This is a genomic window from Bacillus pretiosus (assembly GCF_051294775.1).
GTDB lineage: Bacteria > Bacillota > Bacilli > Bacillales > Bacillaceae_G > Bacillus_A > Bacillus_A wiedmannii.
The window spans coordinates 403,400-425,488 of sequence record NZ_JBPPHF010000002.1; the positions used below are offsets into that span (position 1 = coordinate 403,400).

24 protein-coding genes and 1 other annotated feature are annotated in these 22,089 nt (G+C 36.3%); of the genes, 21 read left to right on the forward strand and 3 right to left on the reverse strand.

Features of this window, described 5'->3' with window-relative positions:
- Positions 1 to 178: 178 nt before the first annotated feature.
- The 21 genes from ACSG5Z_RS10275 to pheA all read left to right on the forward strand — a co-directional run bounded on the left by ACSG5Z_RS10275 (position 179) and on the right by pheA (position 19,438).
- Positions 179 to 754 (forward strand): Maf family protein, encoded by a 576-nt coding sequence (locus tag ACSG5Z_RS10275; RefSeq protein ID WP_435711419.1) that lies wholly within the window; start codon positions 179 to 181, stop codon positions 752 to 754.
- 47 nt (positions 755 to 801) lie between these two features.
- Positions 802 to 1,479, forward strand: a complete 678-nt coding sequence (gene radC / locus ACSG5Z_RS10280; RefSeq protein WP_016135385.1) for a DNA repair protein RadC — start codon at positions 802 to 804, stop codon at positions 1,477 to 1,479.
- A gap of 157 nt (positions 1,480 to 1,636) precedes the next feature.
- Complete coding sequence (gene mreB / locus ACSG5Z_RS10285; RefSeq protein ID WP_000466737.1) at positions 1,637 to 2,656, forward strand: cell shape-determining protein MreB; 1,020 nt, start codon at positions 1,637 to 1,639, stop codon at positions 2,654 to 2,656.
- Positions 2,657 to 2,697: 41 nt separating this feature from the next.
- Positions 2,698 to 3,549, forward strand: coding sequence for a rod shape-determining protein MreC (gene mreC, locus ACSG5Z_RS10290; protein WP_435711420.1), 852 nt, complete (start codon positions 2,698 to 2,700; stop codon positions 3,547 to 3,549).
- Positions 3,550 to 3,563: 14 nt separating this feature from the next.
- Complete coding sequence (gene mreD / locus ACSG5Z_RS10295; RefSeq protein WP_435711421.1) at positions 3,564 to 4,109, forward strand: rod shape-determining protein MreD; 546 nt, start codon at positions 3,564 to 3,566, stop codon at positions 4,107 to 4,109.
- Between the two features lie 35 nt (positions 4,110 to 4,144).
- Positions 4,145 to 4,831, forward strand: coding sequence for a septum site-determining protein MinC (minC, locus tag ACSG5Z_RS10300; RefSeq protein ID WP_097907313.1), 687 nt, complete (start codon positions 4,145 to 4,147; stop codon positions 4,829 to 4,831).
- A 2-nt stretch (positions 4,832 to 4,833) separates the two neighbouring features.
- The gene (gene minD, locus ACSG5Z_RS10305; RefSeq protein ID WP_000503312.1) at positions 4,834 to 5,631 is read left to right on the forward strand and encodes a septum site-determining protein MinD; all 798 of its coding nucleotides are present in this window, start codon (positions 4,834 to 4,836) and stop codon (positions 5,629 to 5,631) included.
- A gap of 133 nt (positions 5,632 to 5,764) precedes the next feature.
- Positions 5,765 to 6,511, forward strand: coding sequence for a stage IV sporulation protein SpoIVFA (gene spoIVFA, locus ACSG5Z_RS10310; RefSeq protein ID WP_435711422.1), 747 nt, complete (start codon positions 5,765 to 5,767; stop codon positions 6,509 to 6,511).
- Positions 6,504 to 7,364, forward strand: coding sequence for a stage IV sporulation intramembrane metalloprotease SpoIVFB (gene spoIVFB / locus ACSG5Z_RS10315; protein WP_435711423.1), 861 nt, complete (start codon positions 6,504 to 6,506; stop codon positions 7,362 to 7,364). Before spoIVFA ends, spoIVFB begins: the two co-directional genes overlap by 8 nt.
- 67 nt (positions 7,365 to 7,431) lie before the next feature.
- Entirely contained in the window at positions 7,432 to 8,820 is a 1,389-nt protein-coding gene (locus ACSG5Z_RS10320; RefSeq protein ID WP_131932587.1) for an Rne/Rng family ribonuclease, read from the forward strand.
- A 77-nt stretch (positions 8,821 to 8,897) separates the two neighbouring features.
- Positions 8,898 to 8,975 (forward strand) — a sequence feature (ribosomal protein L21 leader region).
- Positions 8,976 to 8,989: 14 nt separating this feature from the next.
- Entirely contained in the window at positions 8,990 to 9,298 is a 309-nt protein-coding gene (rplU, locus tag ACSG5Z_RS10325; RefSeq protein ID WP_000270907.1) for a 50S ribosomal protein L21, read from the forward strand.
- A gap of 11 nt (positions 9,299 to 9,309) precedes the next feature.
- Positions 9,310 to 9,654, forward strand: a complete 345-nt coding sequence (locus ACSG5Z_RS10330) for a ribosomal-processing cysteine protease Prp (protein WP_001993153.1) — start codon at positions 9,310 to 9,312, stop codon at positions 9,652 to 9,654.
- A 3-nt stretch (positions 9,655 to 9,657) separates the two neighbouring features.
- Positions 9,658 to 9,948: a 50S ribosomal protein L27 gene (gene rpmA, locus ACSG5Z_RS10335; protein WP_000944957.1), complete on the forward strand. Its 291-nt coding sequence runs from the start codon at positions 9,658 to 9,660 to the stop codon at positions 9,946 to 9,948.
- A 63-nt stretch (positions 9,949 to 10,011) separates the two neighbouring features.
- A complete protein-coding gene (locus tag ACSG5Z_RS10340; protein ID WP_001003578.1) occupies positions 10,012 to 10,560 on the forward strand; it encodes a sporulation initiation phosphotransferase B in 549 nt (182 codons plus the stop codon).
- On the forward strand, positions 10,560 to 11,843 hold the full coding sequence (gene obgE, locus ACSG5Z_RS10345; protein WP_000497119.1) for a GTPase ObgE: 1,284 nt from the start codon (positions 10,560 to 10,562) through the stop codon (positions 11,841 to 11,843). The genes ACSG5Z_RS10340 and obgE overlap by 1 nt, the downstream gene beginning before the upstream one ends.
- 137 nt (positions 11,844 to 11,980) lie before the next feature.
- A complete protein-coding gene (locus tag ACSG5Z_RS10350; RefSeq protein ID WP_435711424.1) occupies positions 11,981 to 12,688 on the forward strand; it encodes a response regulator transcription factor in 708 nt (235 codons plus the stop codon).
- On the forward strand, positions 12,678 to 13,760 hold the full coding sequence (locus ACSG5Z_RS10355) for a HAMP domain-containing histidine kinase (RefSeq protein WP_435711425.1): 1,083 nt from the start codon (positions 12,678 to 12,680) through the stop codon (positions 13,758 to 13,760). The genes ACSG5Z_RS10350 and ACSG5Z_RS10355 overlap by 11 nt, the downstream gene beginning before the upstream one ends.
- A 93-nt stretch (positions 13,761 to 13,853) precedes the next feature.
- Positions 13,854 to 14,630 carry an ABC transporter ATP-binding protein gene (locus tag ACSG5Z_RS10360; protein WP_000114530.1) on the forward strand — a complete coding sequence of 259 codons (777 nt, stop codon included), beginning with the start codon at positions 13,854 to 13,856 and terminating at the stop codon, positions 14,628 to 14,630.
- The gene (locus ACSG5Z_RS10365) at positions 14,605 to 16,527 is read left to right on the forward strand and encodes an ABC transporter permease (RefSeq protein WP_435711426.1); all 1,923 of its coding nucleotides are present in this window, start codon (positions 14,605 to 14,607) and stop codon (positions 16,525 to 16,527) included. Before ACSG5Z_RS10360 ends, ACSG5Z_RS10365 begins: the two co-directional genes overlap by 26 nt.
- A 49-nt stretch (positions 16,528 to 16,576) precedes the next feature.
- Positions 16,577 to 18,490, forward strand: coding sequence for an ABC transporter permease (locus ACSG5Z_RS10370; RefSeq protein WP_435711427.1), 1,914 nt, complete (start codon positions 16,577 to 16,579; stop codon positions 18,488 to 18,490).
- A gap of 96 nt (positions 18,491 to 18,586) precedes the next feature.
- Positions 18,587 to 19,438, forward strand: coding sequence for a prephenate dehydratase (pheA, locus tag ACSG5Z_RS10375; protein ID WP_098089336.1), 852 nt, complete (start codon positions 18,587 to 18,589; stop codon positions 19,436 to 19,438).
- A 112-nt stretch (positions 19,439 to 19,550) separates the two neighbouring features.
- On the opposite strand, the gene ACSG5Z_RS10380 is transcribed toward pheA, so the two are convergent.
- The 3 genes from ACSG5Z_RS10380 to ACSG5Z_RS10390 all read right to left on the reverse strand — a co-directional run bounded on the left by ACSG5Z_RS10380 (position 19,551) and on the right by ACSG5Z_RS10390 (position 21,966).
- Positions 19,551 to 20,198, reverse strand: coding sequence for an MOSC domain-containing protein (locus ACSG5Z_RS10380; RefSeq protein ID WP_048541383.1), 648 nt, complete (start codon positions 20,196 to 20,198; stop codon positions 19,551 to 19,553).
- 83 nt (positions 20,199 to 20,281) lie between these two features.
- Positions 20,282 to 20,824, reverse strand: a complete 543-nt coding sequence (locus tag ACSG5Z_RS10385; protein ID WP_435711428.1) for a transcription repressor NadR — start codon at positions 20,822 to 20,824, stop codon at positions 20,282 to 20,284.
- Positions 20,824 to 21,966 carry an IscS subfamily cysteine desulfurase gene (locus ACSG5Z_RS10390; RefSeq protein ID WP_088064471.1) on the reverse strand — a complete coding sequence of 381 codons (1,143 nt, stop codon included), beginning with the start codon at positions 21,964 to 21,966 and terminating at the stop codon, positions 20,824 to 20,826. Before ACSG5Z_RS10390 ends, ACSG5Z_RS10385 begins: the two co-directional genes overlap by 1 nt.
- Positions 21,967 to 22,089 lie beyond the last annotated feature (123 nt).

Below are 22,089 nucleotides of genomic sequence, written 5' to 3' on the forward strand. Positions count from 1 at the left end.
CTTTTCTTTTGAATTTATAGTAAAGTGCTTTCTCTATGGCAGAAATATAATTGTATGTTAGTAAAGAGGTATTATTTTATATAGAGAAGATAATATTTCTTTCATTTGTGGACAAACTATTCCTTTGATACGATTGTTGTAAATGATTCTGCTTCATGTGAGAAAGGAAGGAGAAAATATGAAAAAAATTATTTTAGCTTCAGGGTCACCTCGCAGGAAGGAATTACTTGAGTTAGCTGGTGTGCCATTTGAAATTATTGTAAGTGAAGTAGAAGAAAAGATTGGTGCGTATTCCTCACCTTCTGATATTGTTATGTCACTTGCTTTGCAAAAAGCATCTGCGGTAGCAGAAACGAATAGTGATCACATTGTGTTAGGTGCAGACACAATTGTTACATATGAGTCGCGTATTCTTGGAAAGCCTTCTAATGAGGCTGAGGCGAAAGAAATGTTGCGATTATTATCAGGGAAAACACATGAAGTGTATACTGGTGTTGCAATTATAGCGAAAGACAAAACAGTCACTTTTTACGAGCGTACAGAAGTTACGTTTTGGGAATTACCAGAAGAGGAAATTGACGTATATGTTGCATCAAAAGAACCTCTTGATAAAGCAGGGAGTTATGGAATTCAAGGTAAAGGATCTATTTTTGTTCAACATATTCAAGGGGACTACTATAGTGTAGTCGGGTTACCAATTTCACGTCTTGTTCGGGAATTAAAACAATTTAATATTGATGTAACCCATGCGTAAAATTGCATGGGATTTTCTTTGAGAGAACAAATAAAAGGGGTGGAGAAATGAACGGTATTCGTGATGTTGTCAAAGAAGAACAGCCACGGGAGCGTTTATTGTTAGAAGGAGCTGGAAGTTTATCGAATCGGGAGCTTCTTGCTGTGTTACTTAGAACAGGTTCTAAAGAAGAAACAGTTTTAAAGTTATCAGATAAAATTTTACATCACTTTGATGGTTTACGTATGTTGAAAGATGCAACGTTAGAAGAGCTTGTCAGTATACATGGTGTTGGGATTGCAAAGGCAGCCCAGCTTATAGCTGCTTTTGAACTCGGTAGAAGAATGGTACGTTTAGAATATCAAAATAGATATAGCATTCGAAGCCCAGAAGATTGTGCGAGATATATGATGGAAGAAATGCGCTTCCTGCAGCAGGAGCATTTTGTATGTTTATATTTAAATACAAAAAATCAAGTTATACATAGGCAAACAATTTTCATTGGAAGCTTAAACACATCAATTGTACATCCAAGGGAAGTATTTAAAGAAGCGTTCCGCCGTGCAGCAGCCTCTATCATATGTCTTCATAACCATCCCTCAGGAGACCCCACGCCGAGCCGAGAAGATATTGAAGTAACAAAACGCTTAGTAGAATGCGGCCGAATTATCGGAATTGAAGTGCTTGACCATATTATAATAGGCGACCATAAATTCGTGAGTTTAAAGGAAAAAGGTCATATTTAAGACTATGCTTTTTACTTATTTTGTTTTATAATGTGATTTATGAGTTTTTTGTAGAAATTTATCTACAAAAAGGATAAAGATATAAAAAACGTACTGTTTTTATAATATAAATTAAGAAAAAATGAGTCCGTGAAAACAAGAAAGGAAGATAAATAATATGTTTGGATTTGGTGGATTTACTCGCGATCTTGGAATAGATTTAGGAACTGCGAACACGCTTGTATATGTAAAAGGAAAAGGTGTAGTTTTACGTGAACCTTCAGTAGTAGCGTTACAAACTGATACGAAACAAATCGTTGCTGTAGGTAGCGATGCAAAACAAATGATTGGTCGTACACCAGGAAACGTTGTGGCACTTCGCCCGATGAAAGACGGTGTAATTGCTGATTACGAAACGACAGCAACAATGATGAAATATTACATTCAACAAGCTCAAAAATCAAATGGATTTTTCTCACGTAAACCATACGTAATGGTATGTGTACCATCTGGTATTACAGCTGTCGAAAGACGTGCAGTAATTGACGCGACTCGTCAAGCTGGTGCTCGTGACGCTTATCCAATTGAAGAACCATTTGCAGCAGCAATTGGTGCAAACTTACCTGTTTGGGAACCAACTGGTAGCATGGTTGTTGATATCGGTGGCGGTACAACAGAAGTTGCAATTATTTCTTTAGGTGGTATTGTAACAAGTCAATCAGTTCGTGTTGCTGGTGATGATATGGACGATTCAATCATTCAGTACATTAAGAAAAGCTACAACTTAATGATTGGTGAAAGAACAGCTGAAGCATTGAAATTAGAAATCGGTTCTGCAGGCGAGCCAGAAGGTATTGAGCCTATGGAAATTCGTGGTCGTGATTTAGTAAGTGGTTTACCAAAAACAGTACTAATTCAACCAGAAGAAATTGCAGATGCATTAAAAGATACAGTAGATGCAATTGTAGAATCTGTTAAAAATACGTTAGAGAAAACTCCACCTGAATTAGCGGCAGACATCATGGACCGTGGTATCGTATTAACAGGTGGCGGAGCATTACTACGTAACTTAGATAAAGTGATTAGTGAAGAAACAAATATGCCAGTTCTTGTCGCAGAAGATCCATTAGATTGCGTAGCAATTGGAACAGGTAAAGCATTAGACAATATCGATCTTTTTAAAACTGCTGCTCGATAATATTGCAAAATAAAAATCAATGAAATTAAGAGGGTGTGAACGTGCCACAGTTTTTCTTAAACAAAAGATTAATTGTTTTGTTAGTTAGTATTATTCTTCTCGTGGCATTGATTGGAATCTCATTGAAAGAACGGAACAGTTTAACATGGCCAGAGCAGTTTGTTAAAGACACTGTCGGTGTTGTAGAACGTGTATTCCAAAAGCCAGCGAAATACGTAGCTGGATTCTTCGAAAATGTAGAGGATGTAAAGCGCACGTATGAAGAGAATAAAGAATTAAAAGCAAAATTAGATAATTACGGAAAGTTATCAAGTCAAGTAAAACAATTAGAAGATGATAAAAAGAAGTTACAAGAGTTAACGGGGAAAAAAGAGTTGAATAGCGGTTATACTGAAATTCCAGCGACTGTCGTTTCTCGTAATCCAGATAAATGGTACGATTTAATTGGAATTGATAGAGGGGCACAGCAAGGAATTAAAAAGGATATGGCTGTAGTAACTTCACAAGGTTTAGTTGGACGAGTGAAAAGCGTATCTCAGTTTACATCATCAGTAGAATTGCTAAGCTCTATGAGCCGAACAAATCGTGTTTCTGCTATTGTACAAGGTGATGAGAAAATCTTTGGATTGATTGAAGGTTATGACAAAGAAAAGCACTTACTTCTTTTCACAAAGATTGGCTCTGATGCCAAGGTAGATAAAAATCAGCTCGTTGTAACATCTGGACTTGGTGATATTTTCCCGAAAGGTCTTGTAATTGGAACAATCGTTGATGTTCAGCCGGATCCATACGGCTTAACAAAAACAGCTTATGTAAAACCTGCCGCTGATTTGAATGACGTAGAGCATATTACGGTTGCGAAACGTGAAACGCCTTCAGCGCCATTAGAATAGGAGGGGGAGAAGAGATGATGAAGATTTTAAAAAGAGCAGCTCTTCCTCTTTTGCTCCTTTTTGTTTTTCTATTTGAAAATATGTTTGCTACTATTGTTCCAACAGAGGTTTTTTGGAAAAACAGTATAGCAGCACCTCATTTCTTTATAATTGTATTATGTTTTGTTACTGTGTACTATAGTCCGGTCCAAGGGGTTTACTACGGACTATTATTTGGGTTCTTATTTGATACCGTATACACAGAACTTGTCGGTATATATATTTTTGCGTATCCGATTTTAGCTTATTTAGTTTATAGTGTGATGAAGATACTACAATTGAATTTATTTATTGTTGCTTCTATTGTACTAGCTAGCATTGTAGCACTAGAGTATTATGTGTATGGATTTTTAACTTTGTTAGGACGTACTCATATGTCAGCGTATGTCTTTTTCACAGATCGTCTCCTGTCTACTGTATTGCTAAATGCAATTTTCTTATTGATAGTTTGTTTCCCACTGAGACGATATTTAGTGCGTCTTTCAAAAGCGATGGAAGAAAAAGAAAAAAGGATTTTCTAATTTTATGTCGAATTGAATCGGTGGGGTGAACTTTAGTGGAAGAAAAAAAGCAACAAAATGTAACAATAAAAGGGACAAAAGACGGAATAACGCTTCATTTAGATGATTGCTGTTCATTCTCTGAATTACTGGAGGAATTGGATGAAAAGCTTTCTACACATTACTATGATGGTGATGGGCGCTCGTTAATTGAAGTGCATGTGAAAGTGGGAAATCGTTATTTAACAGAAGTCCAACAAGAAGAGATTCGTACGTTAATTCGTAATAAAAAGAATCTTGTTGTGGATTCAATTGAAAGTGATGTTATAACGAAAGCAGAAGCAATAGCTTGGAAAGAAGAAACAGAAATTGTCCCTATTTCCAAAATTGTTCGCTCTGGACAAGTTTTACATGTAAAAGGAAATTTATTGTTAATTGGAGATGTTAATCCAGGCGGAACGGTTATCGCTGGGGGGAATATTTTTGTCGTGGGATCATTAAGAGGAATTGCGCATGCTGGTTACTATGGGGATTCGGATGCTGTAATCGCTGCATCTATTATGAACCCAATGCAACTTCGAATTAGTGATGTGGCAATGCGGGCTCCGGAAGAGAAAGAAGACGGAGCGGAGGCGGCAGAATGTGCGTATATTAATGAGAACAATCACATTGTTGTCGATCGACTGCAACTTCTCACTCATCTTAGACCTAATTTAACAAAGTTAGAAAGGGGAATTGTATAGCTGTGGGAGAGGCAATAGTAATTACATCTGGAAAAGGCGGTGTAGGTAAAACTACAACGTCTGCGAACATTGGTACAGCCCTAGCGTTATCTGGAAAGAAAGTGTGCTTAATTGACACAGATATCGGTCTTCGAAACTTAGACGTAGTAATGGGGCTGGAAAATCGTATTGTATTTGATCTTGTTGATGTCGTTGAAGGGCGTTGCCGTTTACCTCAGGCTCTTATTAAAGATAAACGTTTTGATGATCTTTATTTATTACCTGCAGCACAAACGAGTGATAAATCAGCGGTAACACCTGAACAAATGGATGAATTAATACAAGTATTACGTCAAGATTATGATTACATATTAATTGATTGTCCTGCGGGGATTGAGCAGGGATTTAAAAACGCGGTAGCTGGTGCGGATAAAGCAATCGTTGTTACGACGCCAGAAGTATCCTCAATGCGCGATGCGGATCGTATTATCGGGCTTTTAGAAAAAGAGGATATTGAACCACCAAAACTTGTTATTAACCGTGTGCGTAGTCATATGCTTCATGAACAGGATATGTTAGATGTTGATGAAATCGTACGTACATTGTCAATCGAGCTTCTTGGTGTTGTCGAAGATGATGATGAAGTTATTCGTGCTACAAATACAGGTGAACCTGTAGCGTTGCAACCGAGCGGAAAAGCAGCGTTAGCTTATCGTAATATTGCAAGACGCTTGTTGGGTGAGAATGTACCATTGCAAGCATTTGGACAAGAAAAGGTATCGGTATTTACAAAGATGAAAAACTTCTTTGGAATCCGTTAAAGGCACTTCGCGCATATGCGAAGTGCTTTCTTTTTTCTTCACACGAATATCTTCCTTTCCTAGCTCATACATATGTACAAACTGTATACAACTGTTTCTATGTAAATTAGCTTAACGAAAGAAAGGAGACAGTATGAAGAATAGACGTGTAGAAGAAATTAAAAAACGGATTGCGAAAAGGAAGGCAGAGCAAGAAAGGATGGAGGAAGAGCAGTATTTTGCTGGAGGGAATTTTGATAGTGAAACAGTATTTATTGAAGATGGAGAAAAGGAAATTCATCCTTTATTTCGAAAAGAAGTATTTTTCTTCAAAGTTTTGTTATCAGCAATATTAGTTCTTTCTGTCGCTATTTTATATAAGAATGCACCCTCTTCTTTTGACGGTGCGAAAGCAGTTACAGAAAAAGTGATGAAAGAAGAATTTCAGTTTGCTACTGTAGCGAAATGGTACGAAAAGCAGTTTGGAAAACCTCTTGTATTTTATTCGCCTAATGTGAAAAAAGAAGGAACGATTCAGCAAAAAGATTATGCAATTCCTGCTTCAGGAAAGGTAATGCAAGGGTTTCAAAAAAATGGCCAAGGTGTATTTGTCCAAACAGCTACAAATGCAACTGTTGAGTCAGTGAATGAAGGGCTAGTTGTTTTTGCTGGTAAGAAAGAGGAACTTGGTAATACGGTTCAAATTCAGCATGCAGATGGAACAGAATCGTGGTATGCGAATTTAAATGACATGAAAGTGAAATTATATGATTACGTTTCAAAGAAACAAAAAATTGGGACGGTGAATAATGATGCAAATAATAAAAATGGTAAGTTTTATTTCGCGATAAAAAAGAATGAAAAATTTATTGACCCGATTCAGGTGATTTCATTTGATTAAATATAGAGAAGTTTTAACGAAGATTTCAGTGCATCCGTTGTTTTGGGTTATTATTGTTATTGGTATTTTTACGGCTCGTTTTAAAGAGTTGCTACTGTTATTTTGTATCGTTCTCATTCATGAACTTGGGCATGCTTTTGCAGCGGCACATTATAATTGGCGTATTAAAAAGATTGAACTTTTACCGTTTGGTGGTGTGGCTGAGCTTGAGGAACACGGGAATAAATCATTGAAAGAAGAGCTCGTCGTCGTAATTGCAGGACCTATTCAACATATTTGGATGATGGCGGTAGGCTATATGTTGTTTAAAGCTGGTTGGCTTCATGCGGATTTATATTATTTCTTTATGTGGAATAATATAATTATTTTAGCGTTTAATTTACTGCCTATTTGGCCGCTTGACGGTGGAAAAGTATTGTTTAACGTATTATCATATCGTTTTCCTTATTTACAAGCACATGAAAAGATGATGAAATTATCATGTGTTTTTTTTAGTGTAATACTAGTGTGGCAGTTACTTTGGAATAGTAACAATATTATGATGTGGGTACTACTCATATTTTTAGCGGTGTCGTTATATCAAGAGTGGAAACAAAGACAGTATGCCTTTATGCGTTTTTTATTGGAACGTTATTATGGGAACAAAAGAGGAATTGAAAAGATTGCACCTATTGAAGTGCAATCAGAAGATCATTTATATAAGATATTCACAAAATTTCGTAGAGGGTATAAGCACTCTATTATCGTCCATGGAAAATATAAAGAACATTACACATTGGATGAAAATGAATTACTCTATGCGTATTTTACTGAAAAACGAACAACTTCATCTGTTGAAGAATTAATCGGTTAGTGTTGACGATAGCACTAACCTTTTATTATTGTAAAAGCAAAGAAGATTATAAAGTGAGGAAAGAATTTTGAAAACGTTATATATGAACTATGCAGGATCGGAAAAACGCGTTGCAATTGAAGAGAAGAAAAAAATTGTTGAGTTTTTATGGAAACGAAATGAAGAACAAGAGATTGTTGGGCATATTTATGTTGGACGTATCGTAAGAACGATTGCTGGAATGAACGCAGCTTTTGTAAACATCGGTTTAGAAAAACATGCGTACCTTTCATACGATGATGTACCATCTTCTTATCGTATACATGAAGGGCAAGCGGTACTCGTGCAAGTTGTGAAAGAGGCAATTGATACGAAAGGGCCGAAATTGACGGCAAACATAGAATTTACCGGGAAATATGTCGTTTATATGCCATATGATGAAATGCGTGCGGTTTCTCGAAAAATAAAAAATAATAAAAGAAGGCAACAGCTACTCCAAATTGAGGTAGAAGGGACAGGAGGTTATATTTTCCGCTCTGCTTCTGAAAAAGGAGAAATTGAAGAAATACAAGCTGAAATGCAAAGGTTACAGCAGTTATATGAAGAGCTAAAAAGAAAAGAGGGCCAAGGAAAGGCACCGTTACTACTTCATCGACCGGCGACCTTTTTAGATCGTGTATTCCAAGAGAATCCGATTGAAACGATTGAAAAAGTAGTTGTAGATACAAGAAGTATAGTAAAAGAATTAGAAGAAAAGGTCGGAAAAGAAAAAGTATCTTTTTATAATGAAAAATCTTCAATGTTTAACCATTTTGGAATAGAGCGTGAGATCGAGAAAGCACTTCAAAAAATTGTGTGGCTCCCGAATGGTGCTTATTTAATTGTGGAACAAATGGAGACGATGACTGTAATTGATGTGAATACGGGCAAGTTTACTGGAAAACAGAATTTACAAGATACAGTCCTTCGTACGAATGAAGTGGCAGCTGAAGAGATTGCACGTCAATTAAGACTGCGTGATATCGGTGGTATGATATTAATTGATTTTATTAATATGAAAAGAAGAGAAGATAAAGAAAAGGTAAGAGAATGTCTGATGGCTGCTATGCAAAATGATCGCACATATACAAGAGTGCTCGGTTTTACAGAGTTAGGGATTTTGGAGATGACACGTAAACGTAAGAAACATTCTTTACGCGACGTATTACTCGAAGAGTGTGTACCTTGCAAAGCGACGGGGTATGTAATGTCATATGAAACAATTGCGTATGAGTTAGAGAGAGAGCTAATCACATATGGAAATATAGAGGATGAGGCAGTATTAATCGCTGCGCCTAAAAATTTGCAAAAACAATTTTTGCAAAAAGAATTACAAAAAAATATTCCATTTGAAATTTATTTCAAAGATGATATGATCGAAAAGTACGCAATTATTCGTTTTGGAAGTAAAACAGAAATTGTAGAACGGAAAAAATAGTTAGCAGAACATTTATTGACAACCGTCTATGATTCATGATAACATCTTTATGTTATAGTTTATAGCACCTAAACGGCTATATGCTACAACCGCACAAGACAGGTTCCCTAAAGACATTTATGTCTACCTCGTTTTTGGCGAGTCTTAGTAATTAAGAGGAGGTGCAAGTATGTACGCAATTATCGAAACAGGTGGAAAACAAATTAAAGTTGAAGCTGGTCAAGCAATCTACATTGAAAAATTAGATGTTGAAGCTGGTGAAACTGTTACTTTTGACAAAGTTCTTTTCGTTGGTGGCGAAAACGTTAAAGTTGGTAGCCCAGTTGTAGAAGGTGCAACAGTTACTGCGAAAGTTGAAAAACAAGGTCGCGCTAAGAAAATCATCGTTTTCAAATACAAAGCGAAAAAGAACAATCGTAAGAAACAAGGTCATCGTCAACCTTACACTAAGCTAGTTGTTGAAGCTATCAACGCTTAATCCAGGTTAACATGATTAAAATTACGATAAGTCGCACGAAATTAGGAAGTATCCAATCATTTAAAATGACTGGACATGCCGATTATGCGCCACATGGACAAGATCTTGTCTGTGCTGGAACTACAGCGGTTGTGTTTGGTTCTATAAATGCAGTGGAAGAACTTTGTAATGTGCAGGCAACTATTGAACTCGGAAGTGATGGCGGATTCTTAACGTATGAATTGCCTAATGATTTAGACGTTCATACAGCAGAAAAAGCACAGATACTTTTAGAAGGATTGGTTGTTTCGCTTAAGACGATCGAACTTGATTACGGAAAGTATATCCGTTTAATAGAAAAAGTGCAGGAGGTGTAACGTATGTTAAGATTAGATCTTCAGTTTTTCGCATCTAAGAAAGGTGTAGGTAGTACAAAGAACGGTCGTGACTCTCAGTCAAAACGTCTTGGTGCTAAACGCGCAGATGGTCAAACGGTTTCAGGTGGTTCAATTCTTTACCGTCAACGCGGTACAAAAATTTATCCAGGTGTTAACGTTGGTCGTGGTGGCGATGACACTTTATACGCGAAAGTTGACGGCGTAGTACGCTTTGAGCGTCTTGGCCGTGACCGCAAACAAGTGAGCGTATATCCTGTTGCTCAAGAAGCATAAGAACTCACGGAAAACTCTAACCTGAGTGCAGGTTAGAGTTTTTCTATATTAAGGGGTATCTAAATGAATGAAAAATGGACAATTATAGATGCATTGCGTCATTCAAGACATGATTGGCTCAATCGTATGCAGATGGTGAAAGGAAACCTTTCCCTTGGAAAAGTGGAAGAGATTCATAGTCTCATCGATCGTTTTGTCCAAGAAGCGAGACAAGAATCCAATCTGATAGGGCTATCAATGCCTTTATTTTCAGAGTGGATTTTAACATATAATTGGAAACAGCAGCCGTGCTTATTGGAGTACGAAGTATTAGGGAAATTACATAACTTATCTCACTTAGATGAGACTGTATGTATATGGACGAATCAATTTTTCTCAATACTTCAGCATAGTTTAGACGTATATGTTGAAAATTATGTTTGTATCACAATTGAATGTGACGCGGAGAATGCTCGTTTCTTTTTTGATTTTCGTGGTAAGCTAACGAGTGTAGAAGAACTACAGAATTGGCTTGCGAACCAAAACAATAAATGGTATTCCATTTCTTATACAGTACGAGACGAAGAAGTCTCAGTTATATTACAACCAATCGAAAAAAGTGTGGTGAAATAATGTTTGTAGATCAGGTCAAGATATATGTAAAAGGCGGCGACGGTGGTAACGGAATGGTTGCGTATCGTCGTGAGAAGTATGTACCTAAAGGTGGCCCAGCAGGTGGCGACGGTGGTAAAGGTGCAGATGTTGTTTTTGTTGTTGAGGAAGGCTTACGTACATTAATGGACTTCCGCTACCAACGTCATTTCAAAGCTGATCGTGGTCAGCATGGAATGAGTAAAGGTCAGCATGGTCGTAAATCTGAAGATTTAATCGTAAAGGTTCCACCGGGAACAATAGTAAAAGATGAAAAAACAGGTGAAATTCTTGCCGATTTAGTAACGCATGGACAAACAGCTGTAATCGCAAAGGGTGGCCGCGGTGGTCGTGGTAACTCACGTTTCGCAACACCGACGAACCCAGCGCCAGAAATCGCTGAGAACGGTGAACCAGGTCAAGAACGTGATGTCACGCTAGAACTTAAAGTGCTAGCAGATGTTGGACTTGTTGGATTCCCAAGTGTAGGTAAATCTACATTATTATCTGTTGTATCATCAGCGCGTCCGAAAATTGCAGAGTATCACTTTACAACAATCGTTCCGAATCTTGGTGTTGTTGAAACTGGTGATAACCGCAGCTTCGTTATGGCTGACCTTCCTGGACTAATTGAAGGTGCACATGCCGGCGTCGGACTTGGACACCAATTCTTACGTCATATTGAGCGTACACGTGTAATCGTGCACGTTATCGATATGTCTGGTTTAGAAGGCCGTGAGCCATATGAAGATTATGTAACAATCAATAGTGAACTAAAAGAATACAATATGCGTTTAACTGAGCGTCCACAAGTTGTTGTTGCAAACAAAATGGATATGCCAGGTGCAGAAGAAAACTTACAAGCATTTAAAGAAAAATTGGGAGACGAAGTGAAAATTTTCCCAATCTCAGCTGTAACGAAACAAGGTGTTCGTGACTTACTATTTGAAGTAGCGAACTTATTAGAAACAACACCAGAATTCCCAATGTACGATGATGTAGAAGAATCTGAAGCAAGTGTAATGTACAAATTTGAATCTGAATCTAATTTTGAAATTACACGCGAAAGTGATGGCACATTTGTTATTTCTGGTTATGATATTGAGAAAACATTCAAAATGACAGACTTCTCACGTGATGAATCTGTACGCCGATTTGCTCGTCAAATGCGTGGAATGGGTATTGATGAAGCCCTTCGTGCACGTGGTGCAGTAGACGGAGATATTGTAAAAATTCTTGAATATCAATTTGAATTTATCGATTAAGACTGCCGAAATATGGCAGTTTTTTTTTATTGTAAATGTCTGATTCATATAGGGAAAAATACCCACTAATTAAATTTTCAATTTATAATAGAACAAGGAGTGGCTTTGGAAGAATTTTTTATGGGGAGAAAACGAACATGTATAAAATATTAATTGTAGAAGACGATGAAAAAATAGCGGGAATATTAGAGGAGCATTTAGAAAGGTATGGCTATCAATCATTTAGAGCAAGTGATTTACGTCATATAAAAGATGAGTTCGTGAAAACAAATCCTCATCTCGTATTACTGGATATTAATTTACCATATTTTGATGGTTTTTATTGGTGTCGTCAAATTCGTACTATATCGAATGCGCCGATTATTTTTGTTTCTGCAAGAACAGGGGAAATGGATCAAGTAATGGCGATCGAGAATGGCGGAGATGATTACATTACGAAGCCATTCCATTTAGATATTGTAATGGCTAAGGTGAAAAGTGCACTTCGCCGTGGCTATGGTGAGTATGCTTCTGTTGCTGAGAGTGATTGTTTAGGTGTAAATGGACTGTTGTTATTTCCGTCCCAACACGTTGTTGAGTGGCAAGGACAACAAACAGAACTAACAAAAAACGAATTTTACTTATTAGAGTGTTTAATGAAACAAGCAAATCAATATGTAACGCGCGAGGAACTGTTAGAAGCCCTCTGGGATGAAGTAGCCTTTGTTGATGATAATACATTAACTGTAAATGTAAAACGTGTAAGGAAGAAACTAGAGGAGCTAGGCATTAAAAATGCGATTGTAACGAAACGTGGATATGGTTATGCGCTTCTTACAGAGTGGGGCGAAGGGCATGAAGGTTAAAAATTACCTCATGGACCGCTTTTCTTTAATTCTTTCTTATATTGTTAGTCTTTGTTTATTTGGGCTTGTTTTGCAGTTGCAGAGTTTTCTAGAAAAGCGATCCATTGATTGGAGTACATGGTTATACGGACTTTTATTAGGGGCAGTTGTATTTACTGTATACCTCATTTACGATTACCGAAAACGGAGTGTGTTTTTAACGAGGCTTGAAAAGTATGTTGCTGGTGGAAATACATTACATGACTCACTACTTATTGATACTTCTTATACGTTAGAGCAAGAGATGATTGTTGAATCGTTTACATTATTAAGACAGCAATATATGAATGAAGTTCATAAACAACATGCGAAAGAACAACAGCAAATGATATTTATGAACCAATGGATTCATCAAATGAAAACACCAGTATCGGTTATAGAATTGCTATTACAGAAGTTTGGTAAAGAGCATCGTGAAGCAAGAGCAATAGTTGAAAGTATTCGTGAAGAAAATAACCGTATACTAAATGGTTTAGATTTAGCGTTACATATGGCAAGGTTAGAGCAGTTTGCGAAAGATTATAAAGTAGAAGTAGTAAATGTGATAGATATCATTCGAGGTATTATTAATGAAAATCGAAAATCTTTTATTCAATCGTCTGTATTTCCGAAAATAATGTTTGAGGAAGATATTTGTATGGTTGCATCTGATAGAAAATGGCTCAGTATTGCTATAGGTCAAATCGTTGTAAATGCAATTAAGTATACGAAAATTTCAGAAGCAGAGAAAAAGGAAATTCAATTTCAAATTGAAGAGAAAGATCAAAAAGTGTTATTACATATTAAGGACAATGGAATCGGTATTCCAGAGCAAGATGTAAAGCGTATATTTGATCCATTCTTTACGGGGATAAATGGCCGTAAAACGAGAGAAGCGACTGGAATGGGCTTATATATTACGAAGGAAATTTGCGATAATTTACATCACGGTATTTATGTACAATCGGCTGAAGGGGAAGGGACAACATTCACGTTCCAATTTGCAAAAGATGAAGAATATCATACATTAATGAGAAAAATGACAAAACTGTAAGATAACAAAACGTTTTGTAAGGGAAATCGCTCGTTTCTTGTTCTTATTTTTCTTATAGTAAATGTAAGAAGAAAACACATAGGGGGATTAGAAATGAGTGTTCTTGAAGTAAAAGGATTAACGAAGGTGTACCAATCAAAAGGTTCAGTAGCGACGACTGCTTTAAATGATATAAATTTTAAAATAGAAGAAGGCGAATTTGTAGGGATTATGGGTCCTTCGGGAAGCGGGAAAACAACGCTTTTAAATTTATTGGCGACAATTGATAAGCAAACTTCAGGTCATGTGCTTGTAAATGGCGAAGAAATTAATCAAATGCGTGCTGCAAAACTAGCAGAGTTTCGCCGTACACATTTAGGATTCATCTTCCAGGATTTTAACTTACTTGATACGTTATCGATTAAAGAAAATATCATTTTACCACTTGTAATGGCGAAGAAATCTGTAAATGAAATCGATGCGAAAGTGCTTGAGATTGCAAAATTTTTAAATATCGAAGAAATTTTAAATAAAAAAGTATATGAAGTGTCAGGCGGACAACAACAACGTGCAGCAGCAGCGAGAGCGATCATTCATGAACCTACGCTAATTTTAGCGGATGAGCCAACTGGAAACTTAGATTCGAAGTCAGCAAAATCATTAATGAGTGCATTGCAAGATTTACATGAACAAAAGAAAGTGACAATTGCAATGGTAACGCATGATCCAGTAGCAGCGAGTTATTGCGAACGTATTCTTTTCATTCGCGACGGAGAAATTTTCTCGGAAATACATAAAGGAAGAACGAAACAAGCCTTTTTCCAAGAAATTCTGGACGTACTTGCGATGCTAGGAGGAGAATATCATGAACTTTCGCCAGCTCGCGCTTAATAACGTAAAAGGAAATTGGCGTAATTATAAAGCTTTCCTTATTAGTAGCTGTTTATCGATTGTCGTATTTTTCATGTATGCTTCCTTTATTTATCATCCAGATGTCGTAAGTGGTAATATTAGTATGAGAGAGATGATTTCAAAAGGGCTAGAATCGATGAATTATATTGTAGTCATCGTCTCAGCACTCTTTATTTTATATGCAAATTCAACATTTTTACGAGCAAGAAAAAAAGAGTTTGGTCTATTAACATTAATAGGTGGAACAAAATCTCAACTTGGCCGAATGATTATATTAGAACAGCTTATGTTAGGTAGTATTGCAATTGTAGTAGGTATTGGGCTTGGTATGCTTTGTTCGAAATTATTTTTCCAAGCATTAAGCGTAATATTGAAAATAGATAAAACACTTCCACTCGTATGGAATAGTAAAGCAATTCTTATTACAGCAGGTGTATACTTTATTCTATTTTTAATCCTATCATTGTTTAGTGTTTGGACAGTAGGACGCTTGCAAATTATTGATTTATTAAGAGAAGCAAGAAAACAAAAAGTAGAACCTTTTGCATTTACATCGTTATGTGTAGTTGGTATAGGATGTATTATTGTTGCATATGTACTTAGCTTCCAAGTGACATTTATGAATTTTATCATTCTGTTTTTACCGATTGTAGGGCTGACGATAGGCGGAACTTATTTACTGTTTACACAAGGTAGTACAGTCGTATTAAAAGCATTGCAAAAAAGAAAAAAATCTTTTTATACATACCCAAATATGTTCGTACTTAGCAATCTTATTTATAAAATGAAAGATAACGCTCGTTTTCTATTTGTAATTTCTATTATTACGGCGGTTGTATCTTCAGCAGTTGGTACACTGTACGTATTTTTTGAGGATATGAGTTATAAGGCAGCAACTAGTACCCCGCATGCTATTTCGTATGAGGAAAAGGGAATAAATACGCATAATGTCATAAAAGAAGGGAAAACAAAAGAATTAATAAAAAAACACGGATTTGAAGATGCACGAGAAGTAACGTACGTAAAACTTCCTGGAAGTCAAAAAATCACGATGTTTAACGGTGAACATGAAGTGCCAATGGCGATTGTTTCAGAAAAAGAATATAACGCTGAAGTACGTAAACAAAAGAGAGAGCAAGTTAGAGAAGTTCATAATGCACCAGGTAGTGCAACGATGGTCATAATGGATATAGCGAACGACATGATGAAGATAGATCGTTCAAAACCGTATGAATTTAAAATGAACGGCCAAACGCAGTCTGTTCAATTAAATGAGCCAACTCCATTTTCTGTTTTTAATGATAGTGAATATCTCATTGTGAATGATCAAGATTTTGAGAAATACGCAAAGCTTGTACAGGATGAAGAAAAGACGAAATATTACGGTTATTATATAGAAGACTGGAAAAGTACGGAAGACCTTGTGTTAGATTTGAAAAATGAAATTGCACCAGATAAGCAAATGGAACTAAACAACTCAGTGCTTGCTTATAAAGATATAAGAGAATCAGGAGCAATTACGATGTTTATCGGTTTCTTCGTAGCTGTGCTGTTCTTTTTCTTCGCTTGTAGTATGACATACTTTAAATGGTTTAACGATAAAGAACAAGATCGTATTCAATTTAAATCGTTAAAGAGAATAGGTATGACAGATAAAGAAATTCGCAAAATTGCAATTCGACAAATGGGCGTTATCTTCTTTATCCCAATTTTAATCGGTGCAATTCATAGTGGATTTGCTCTTCATACGTTAGGGAAAATGCTTTATATCGATTTGTGGAAATCAGGAGCGATTGTAATTGGGACGTACGTTGTAGCTTCTGCGATTTACTTTATGATTGCACAAAGAGGATATTTGAAACACGTGCAAAGCTAGAGAAACTTCTAGCTTTTTGCCTATGTAGTAAGTTATAGGGGGACGATAGATGAACATTCGGCAACTAGCGCTACAAAATATAAAAGGAAATTGGCGTAATTATAAAGTGTTTTTCTTAAGTAGTTGCTTTGCAATATTCGCGTCTTTTGCATACATGTCTGTCATTGTACATCCGTATATGCAAGAGACGATGTGGTATCAAAACGTACGCTGGGGACTTATCATATGTAATGTTATAATTATTTCTTTTTTTGTCATATTTATTTTGTACTCTACTTCTATTTTCATAGAGGCACGTAAGAAAGAATTAGGATTATACATGTTAATGGGAGCAACGAAATCTAACGTAATAGGAGTAATTATGACCGAGCAAATATTGATCGGGGTATTTGCTAATATTTTCGGTATTGGGCTTGGTATGATCTTTTTAAAGCTCTTCCTCATGGTGTTTAGTATGTTACTGGGGCTTCCGAAAGAACTCCCTGTCATATTTGACGTGAGAGCGATTGGGGTAACGTTTATTACATACATGGTTGTTTTTATTCTGTTATCCTTTATAAGTGCTTTACGTATATGGAATATAAAAATCATTCGGCTATTAAAAGAATTTCGCAAGGATAGAAAAGAGAAGAAAACATCAATGCGGCTTTGTATATTCGGATTTATTTGCTTAGGTATAGGATATGCGTTAGCGTTACAAGCGACTATACCAACGATAGCATTCTATTTTTTTCCTGTGTCTATACTTGTCTTTTTCGGAACGTATTTTTCTTTTATACACGGCACTGCTCAAATATTAGAAATAATAAAACGAAATAAAAAGATTATGTATACATATCCGTATTTATTTATAGTGAATCAATTGTCACATCGCATGAAGGAAAATGGTCGTTTTTTCTTTCTAATGTCGATGGCAACGACATTTGTAGTTACGGCAACAGGTACGGTGTTCTTATATTTTTCTGGTATGCAAGATATGTGGCGGAGCGGGGGCGTACACTCATTTTCTTACATAGAAAAGGGTACTTCTTCTCATGAAGTCTTTGCGGAAGGCACGGTTGAACAATTATTGCACCAATATGGATATAATGACTTTCAATCTATGAGTTTTGTTGGAGTGTATGCATCTTTTCAGTCCAATAAGGGAGAAATAGAAGTAGCGCCGCTCATTAAAGAAAGTGAATACAATCAAGAGGCAAGAAAACAAAAACAGAAAACGTATCATCCTAAAAAAGGAACAGTTACACTCGTTTATTATAATAGATACAATAATTCGAATGTATATAATCAAAAAGAGATTCAATTGCAAGTAACGAATCAACCATATCAATTCGTATTTAACGGTCAGAAAGAAGGGGTTCAATTTAACCATCATCCTTCGCACATTAATGGTCTGTTCTTCGTCATGCATGATGAAGACTTTGACAGTATAGCAAATAAGGTTCCTGATTCTGAAAAAATGATATATAGAGGCTATACATTACCAAATATCGAAAATACGAAAGAATTAAATGAAGATTTATGGAAACATATGAAACAAGATAAAGATAATGCATTTCGAAGTAATATGGAGTTATATGTGAATATGAAATCGTTCGGTGATATTACTCTATTTATAGGATCATTCATTAGTATATTATTCTTTCTTACTTCATGTAGTATCGTATATTTTAAATGGTTTCATAATATTGCATCTGATCGAAAGCAGTACGGGGCACTTGCTAAGCTTGGAATGACGAAGGAAGAAGTGTGGAAAATTTCTCGTTGGCAATTATGTATGTTATTTTTTGCGCCAATTCTAGTTGGGAGTATGCATAGTGCAGTTGCGTTATATACGTTTCATAATACGATTTTTATGGATGGTTCATTAAGAAAAGTAGGTTTGTTTATTCTGTATTATATCGCTGCATGCATCATGTATTTCTTTTTCGCTCAAAGAGAATATAGGAAACATTTAGACTAGCGAATGCTAGTCTTTTTTTAATATTCGAAATTTACATAGAAGAATATAAAAAAGTATGGTATAACAGTAAGAAAACGAAAAAGAGGGGAAAAGACGATGATTCGAGTAGGATATTTAGGACCAGAAGCAACATTTACAAATATGGCGGTGAGTCGTTTTTTTCCGGAAGCAGAGCATGTACCGTATCGAACGATTCCAGATTGTATGGATGCAGCTGCAAATGGAAATGTAGATTATGCAGTGGTACCACTAGAAAATGCGATAGAAGGTTCAGTGAATATAACAGTTGATTACCTCGTACATGAGCAACCACTTTCTATTGTAGGAGAAATTACAGTACCAATTCAGCAACATTTACTTGTACATCCGCAGTATGCAGAAGTTTGGGAAGAAGTATATGCAGTGCACTCTCATCCACACGCTATTGCACAATGTCATAAGTTTTTAAATGAAGAATTAAAAGGGGTAACCGTCCGAGATATGACATCAACAAGTGCAGCTGCGCAATATGTGAAAGAACATCCTGAAGAAAAAATCGCTGCCATTGCAAATGAAGCGGCCGCAGAAAAATACGGTTTAACAATTGTAAGGCGTGATATTCATACGCACAAAAACAATCATACACGCTTCCTAGTGCTCCATAAGAAAAAGAAAGCCATACTCCCAAATAACGGAGAAAACCGCGGAGAGAAAACGACGCTTATGATAACGTTACCTGCTGATTATGCAGGGGCACTATATCAAGTGTTATCAGCTTTCGCATGGAGAAAATTAAATCTATCAAAAATCGAATCTCGTCCGATGAAAACAGGACTAGGAAATTACTTTTTCTTAATCGATGTCGATAAAGCATACGATGATGTATTATTGCCAGGCGTAACCATGGAACTTGAAGCGCTCGGTTTTTCTGTTACTGTGCTGGGGAGTTATTGTTCTTATTGGTTGTAAGAGAGGTGGATGAACTGTCGACATTTCCCTTCTAATTGCTGGTATAATTTCATCGGATAATACATTTTGTGATAGATAAATAGAATCCCACCTATAAATGGTGGGATTCTATTTATTTTAACTTCGCAAGACGATCCTCTAACTGACCACGCCAAATATCGGCTAGTTCTGGAACAGCAAGAATCTTTTCGATGCCATCTTTATCTTTTCTATTATGAAAATAAATTTCGTTAGAGAACAAAACAGAAACATTGCGCGGTTGACGTTCTAGTAATGTAATTTTAGAATCTTTACGTACAGTACCTTCTTGAAGAACGCGACATAGATAACCAGTAAATCCAGTTGCTACAATGCGCGGCAGTATGCCAGGAATACCAAGGCGTTTTGAAATTGTGCTACAAGGTACTCTCGCTTGTGTCACTTGAATGATTGCTTCACCTAGTTGATATGTATCTCCGATGCAAACATCACGCTCTAACATATTTGTTACGGTAATGTTTTCGCCAAATGTGGAAGCTGGAAGCGTAGTTTGAAATTCTTCTTCCCATAGTGCGTAATGTTCGTGTGGGTACACACAAACTGCGCGGTCAGGTCCCCCGTGGTGTTTTAAATCCGCTACATCATCACCACGAAATCCATCTTTTGAGAGAAAAGCTTCTTCTGCAAGTTCTTTACATATACCAGTAATCATTTCTTTATCTTCGCTATATTTCATTTGTTTTGGTTTGCCAATGCTAAAGTGAACGAGTTCAATTCCCATGTTTGATCCCCTTTACAATTGATTACAATATTATATCACTAAAAAAGCACAGAGAATGATAAAAACTCTGTGCTTTACATGAATTAATAAACGAGAAATCCTGCTTTATCTAGTGCCTCGCAAGCAGCGTCTAATTTCTCTTTTGAATCTGCCTCAATTGTATGTAAGTTAATACCATCTGTTAGTTGCGAAAGATAGGAAGCATTCGTGTTTTCAATTTTTTGTAAATATTGCTCTACATCAAAGCGATTACTTACCATGATGGACGCTGTTAAGTCACCGTATACAGGATGCTCAACTTTTACATCTTTAATCGTAACGCCGTGGTCAACAAGCATTGTAAGTTCTTGACGTACTTCCGCTGGTTTATGTTGGCATACAATTACGCGTTCGAAAGCTTGTTGTTTCTCTTGTGGTTTTAAATATAAATACCCTTGAGCAGTCGCAATAATTGGTTCGTTTCGTGCTTTAAGCAAGGAAATATCTTGCACGATAACTTGTCTACTTACATTTGTCTTTTTCGATAGTTCATTCCCAGATAACGGTTCATTTGCAGCGAGAAGCCACTGAAGGATAAGTTGTCGTCTTTCTTCACCTAAAATCTTTTTTTGTTCATTTTGTTTCATTATGATTTAACACCTCTATAAAATTGATTTCCAATTGTGTGTAGTGCATGAATAGTAGTATCAATTTGATCTTTCGTTGTTTGTTGTCCGAAAGAGAAGCGAACATATTGTTTTGCCTCTTCATACGTTTTTCCAATTGCAAGCATTGTTTTCGAAGGTTCTTGTTTACCGACTTGGCAAGCACTTCCAGTGGAAATGGCAATACCATGGCGATTACATTCTAGCATTGTATATTGACCTTCTATTCCTTTTATTGTAACCCCAACAATATGTGGTAAACAAGAAGTAGAATGACCTTCTACTTGAATTTCTAGAGGAAGCGCTTGTAAATGTCTTAAAAAGTAGGATCGTAATTCTTTAAAACGTAAGCTCTCTTCTTGTTGATTTTTTAATATATTCTCAGCAGCTGTTAAAAAAGATGCGATGCCAGGAACGTTTACTGTACCTGGGCGAAATCCTTTTTCATGAGAAGTTCCCGGAAATATTTGTGCCCAGCGAACTTGGGGATTTATATAGCAAGCGCCAACACCCTTTGGTCCGTATATTTTATGTGCTGAAACAGAGAGACTATCAATTCCCATCTCAAAAACATTGATAGGAAGTTTACCAAATGTTTGTACACAATCTGAATGAAATAAAACGTTATATTTTTTTAAAAGTGCCCCGATCTCTGTGATGTTTTGAACGGTTCCAATTTCAGAGTTTCCATGTTGTATGCTTGCTAGAACAGTATTTTCTGTAATGGCTGTTTCTAAATCATCTAAATGAATTAGCCCACCTTCATCAACAGGAATTTCAGTAATTGTATACCCTTCTGATTGTAAGGATTGAAAATAACTTCGAATGGATGCATGTTCCATAGGTGTCGTAATAATGTGCTTTTTATTTCGAGCATTGAGAAGGGATTGAATCGCAAGGTAGTTGGATTCCGAGCCGCCGCTTGTGAAGAATACCCCTTGTTCCTTTCCGCCAATCATTTCAGCAAATGTTTTTCGGCAAACTTGTAATAAAGAAGAGGCTGTTCCTCCAATATCATGTAAACTTTGTTCATTTCCGAAGTATTGCGATGCTGCTTTCATATATGTGTGTAATGCTTCTTCACTCATAGGTGTAGTAGCTGCATAGTCAAGATATATCATCATGTAAGTTCCTCTCCCTAGTAAGAGTTACATTTCTTGTATTTTTTAAATGGTATTGAAAATAAGAATTATAAAAAAACTCTTGTCATTATTTTAAAACTATGTAAATATAGGTGTCAAGACAGT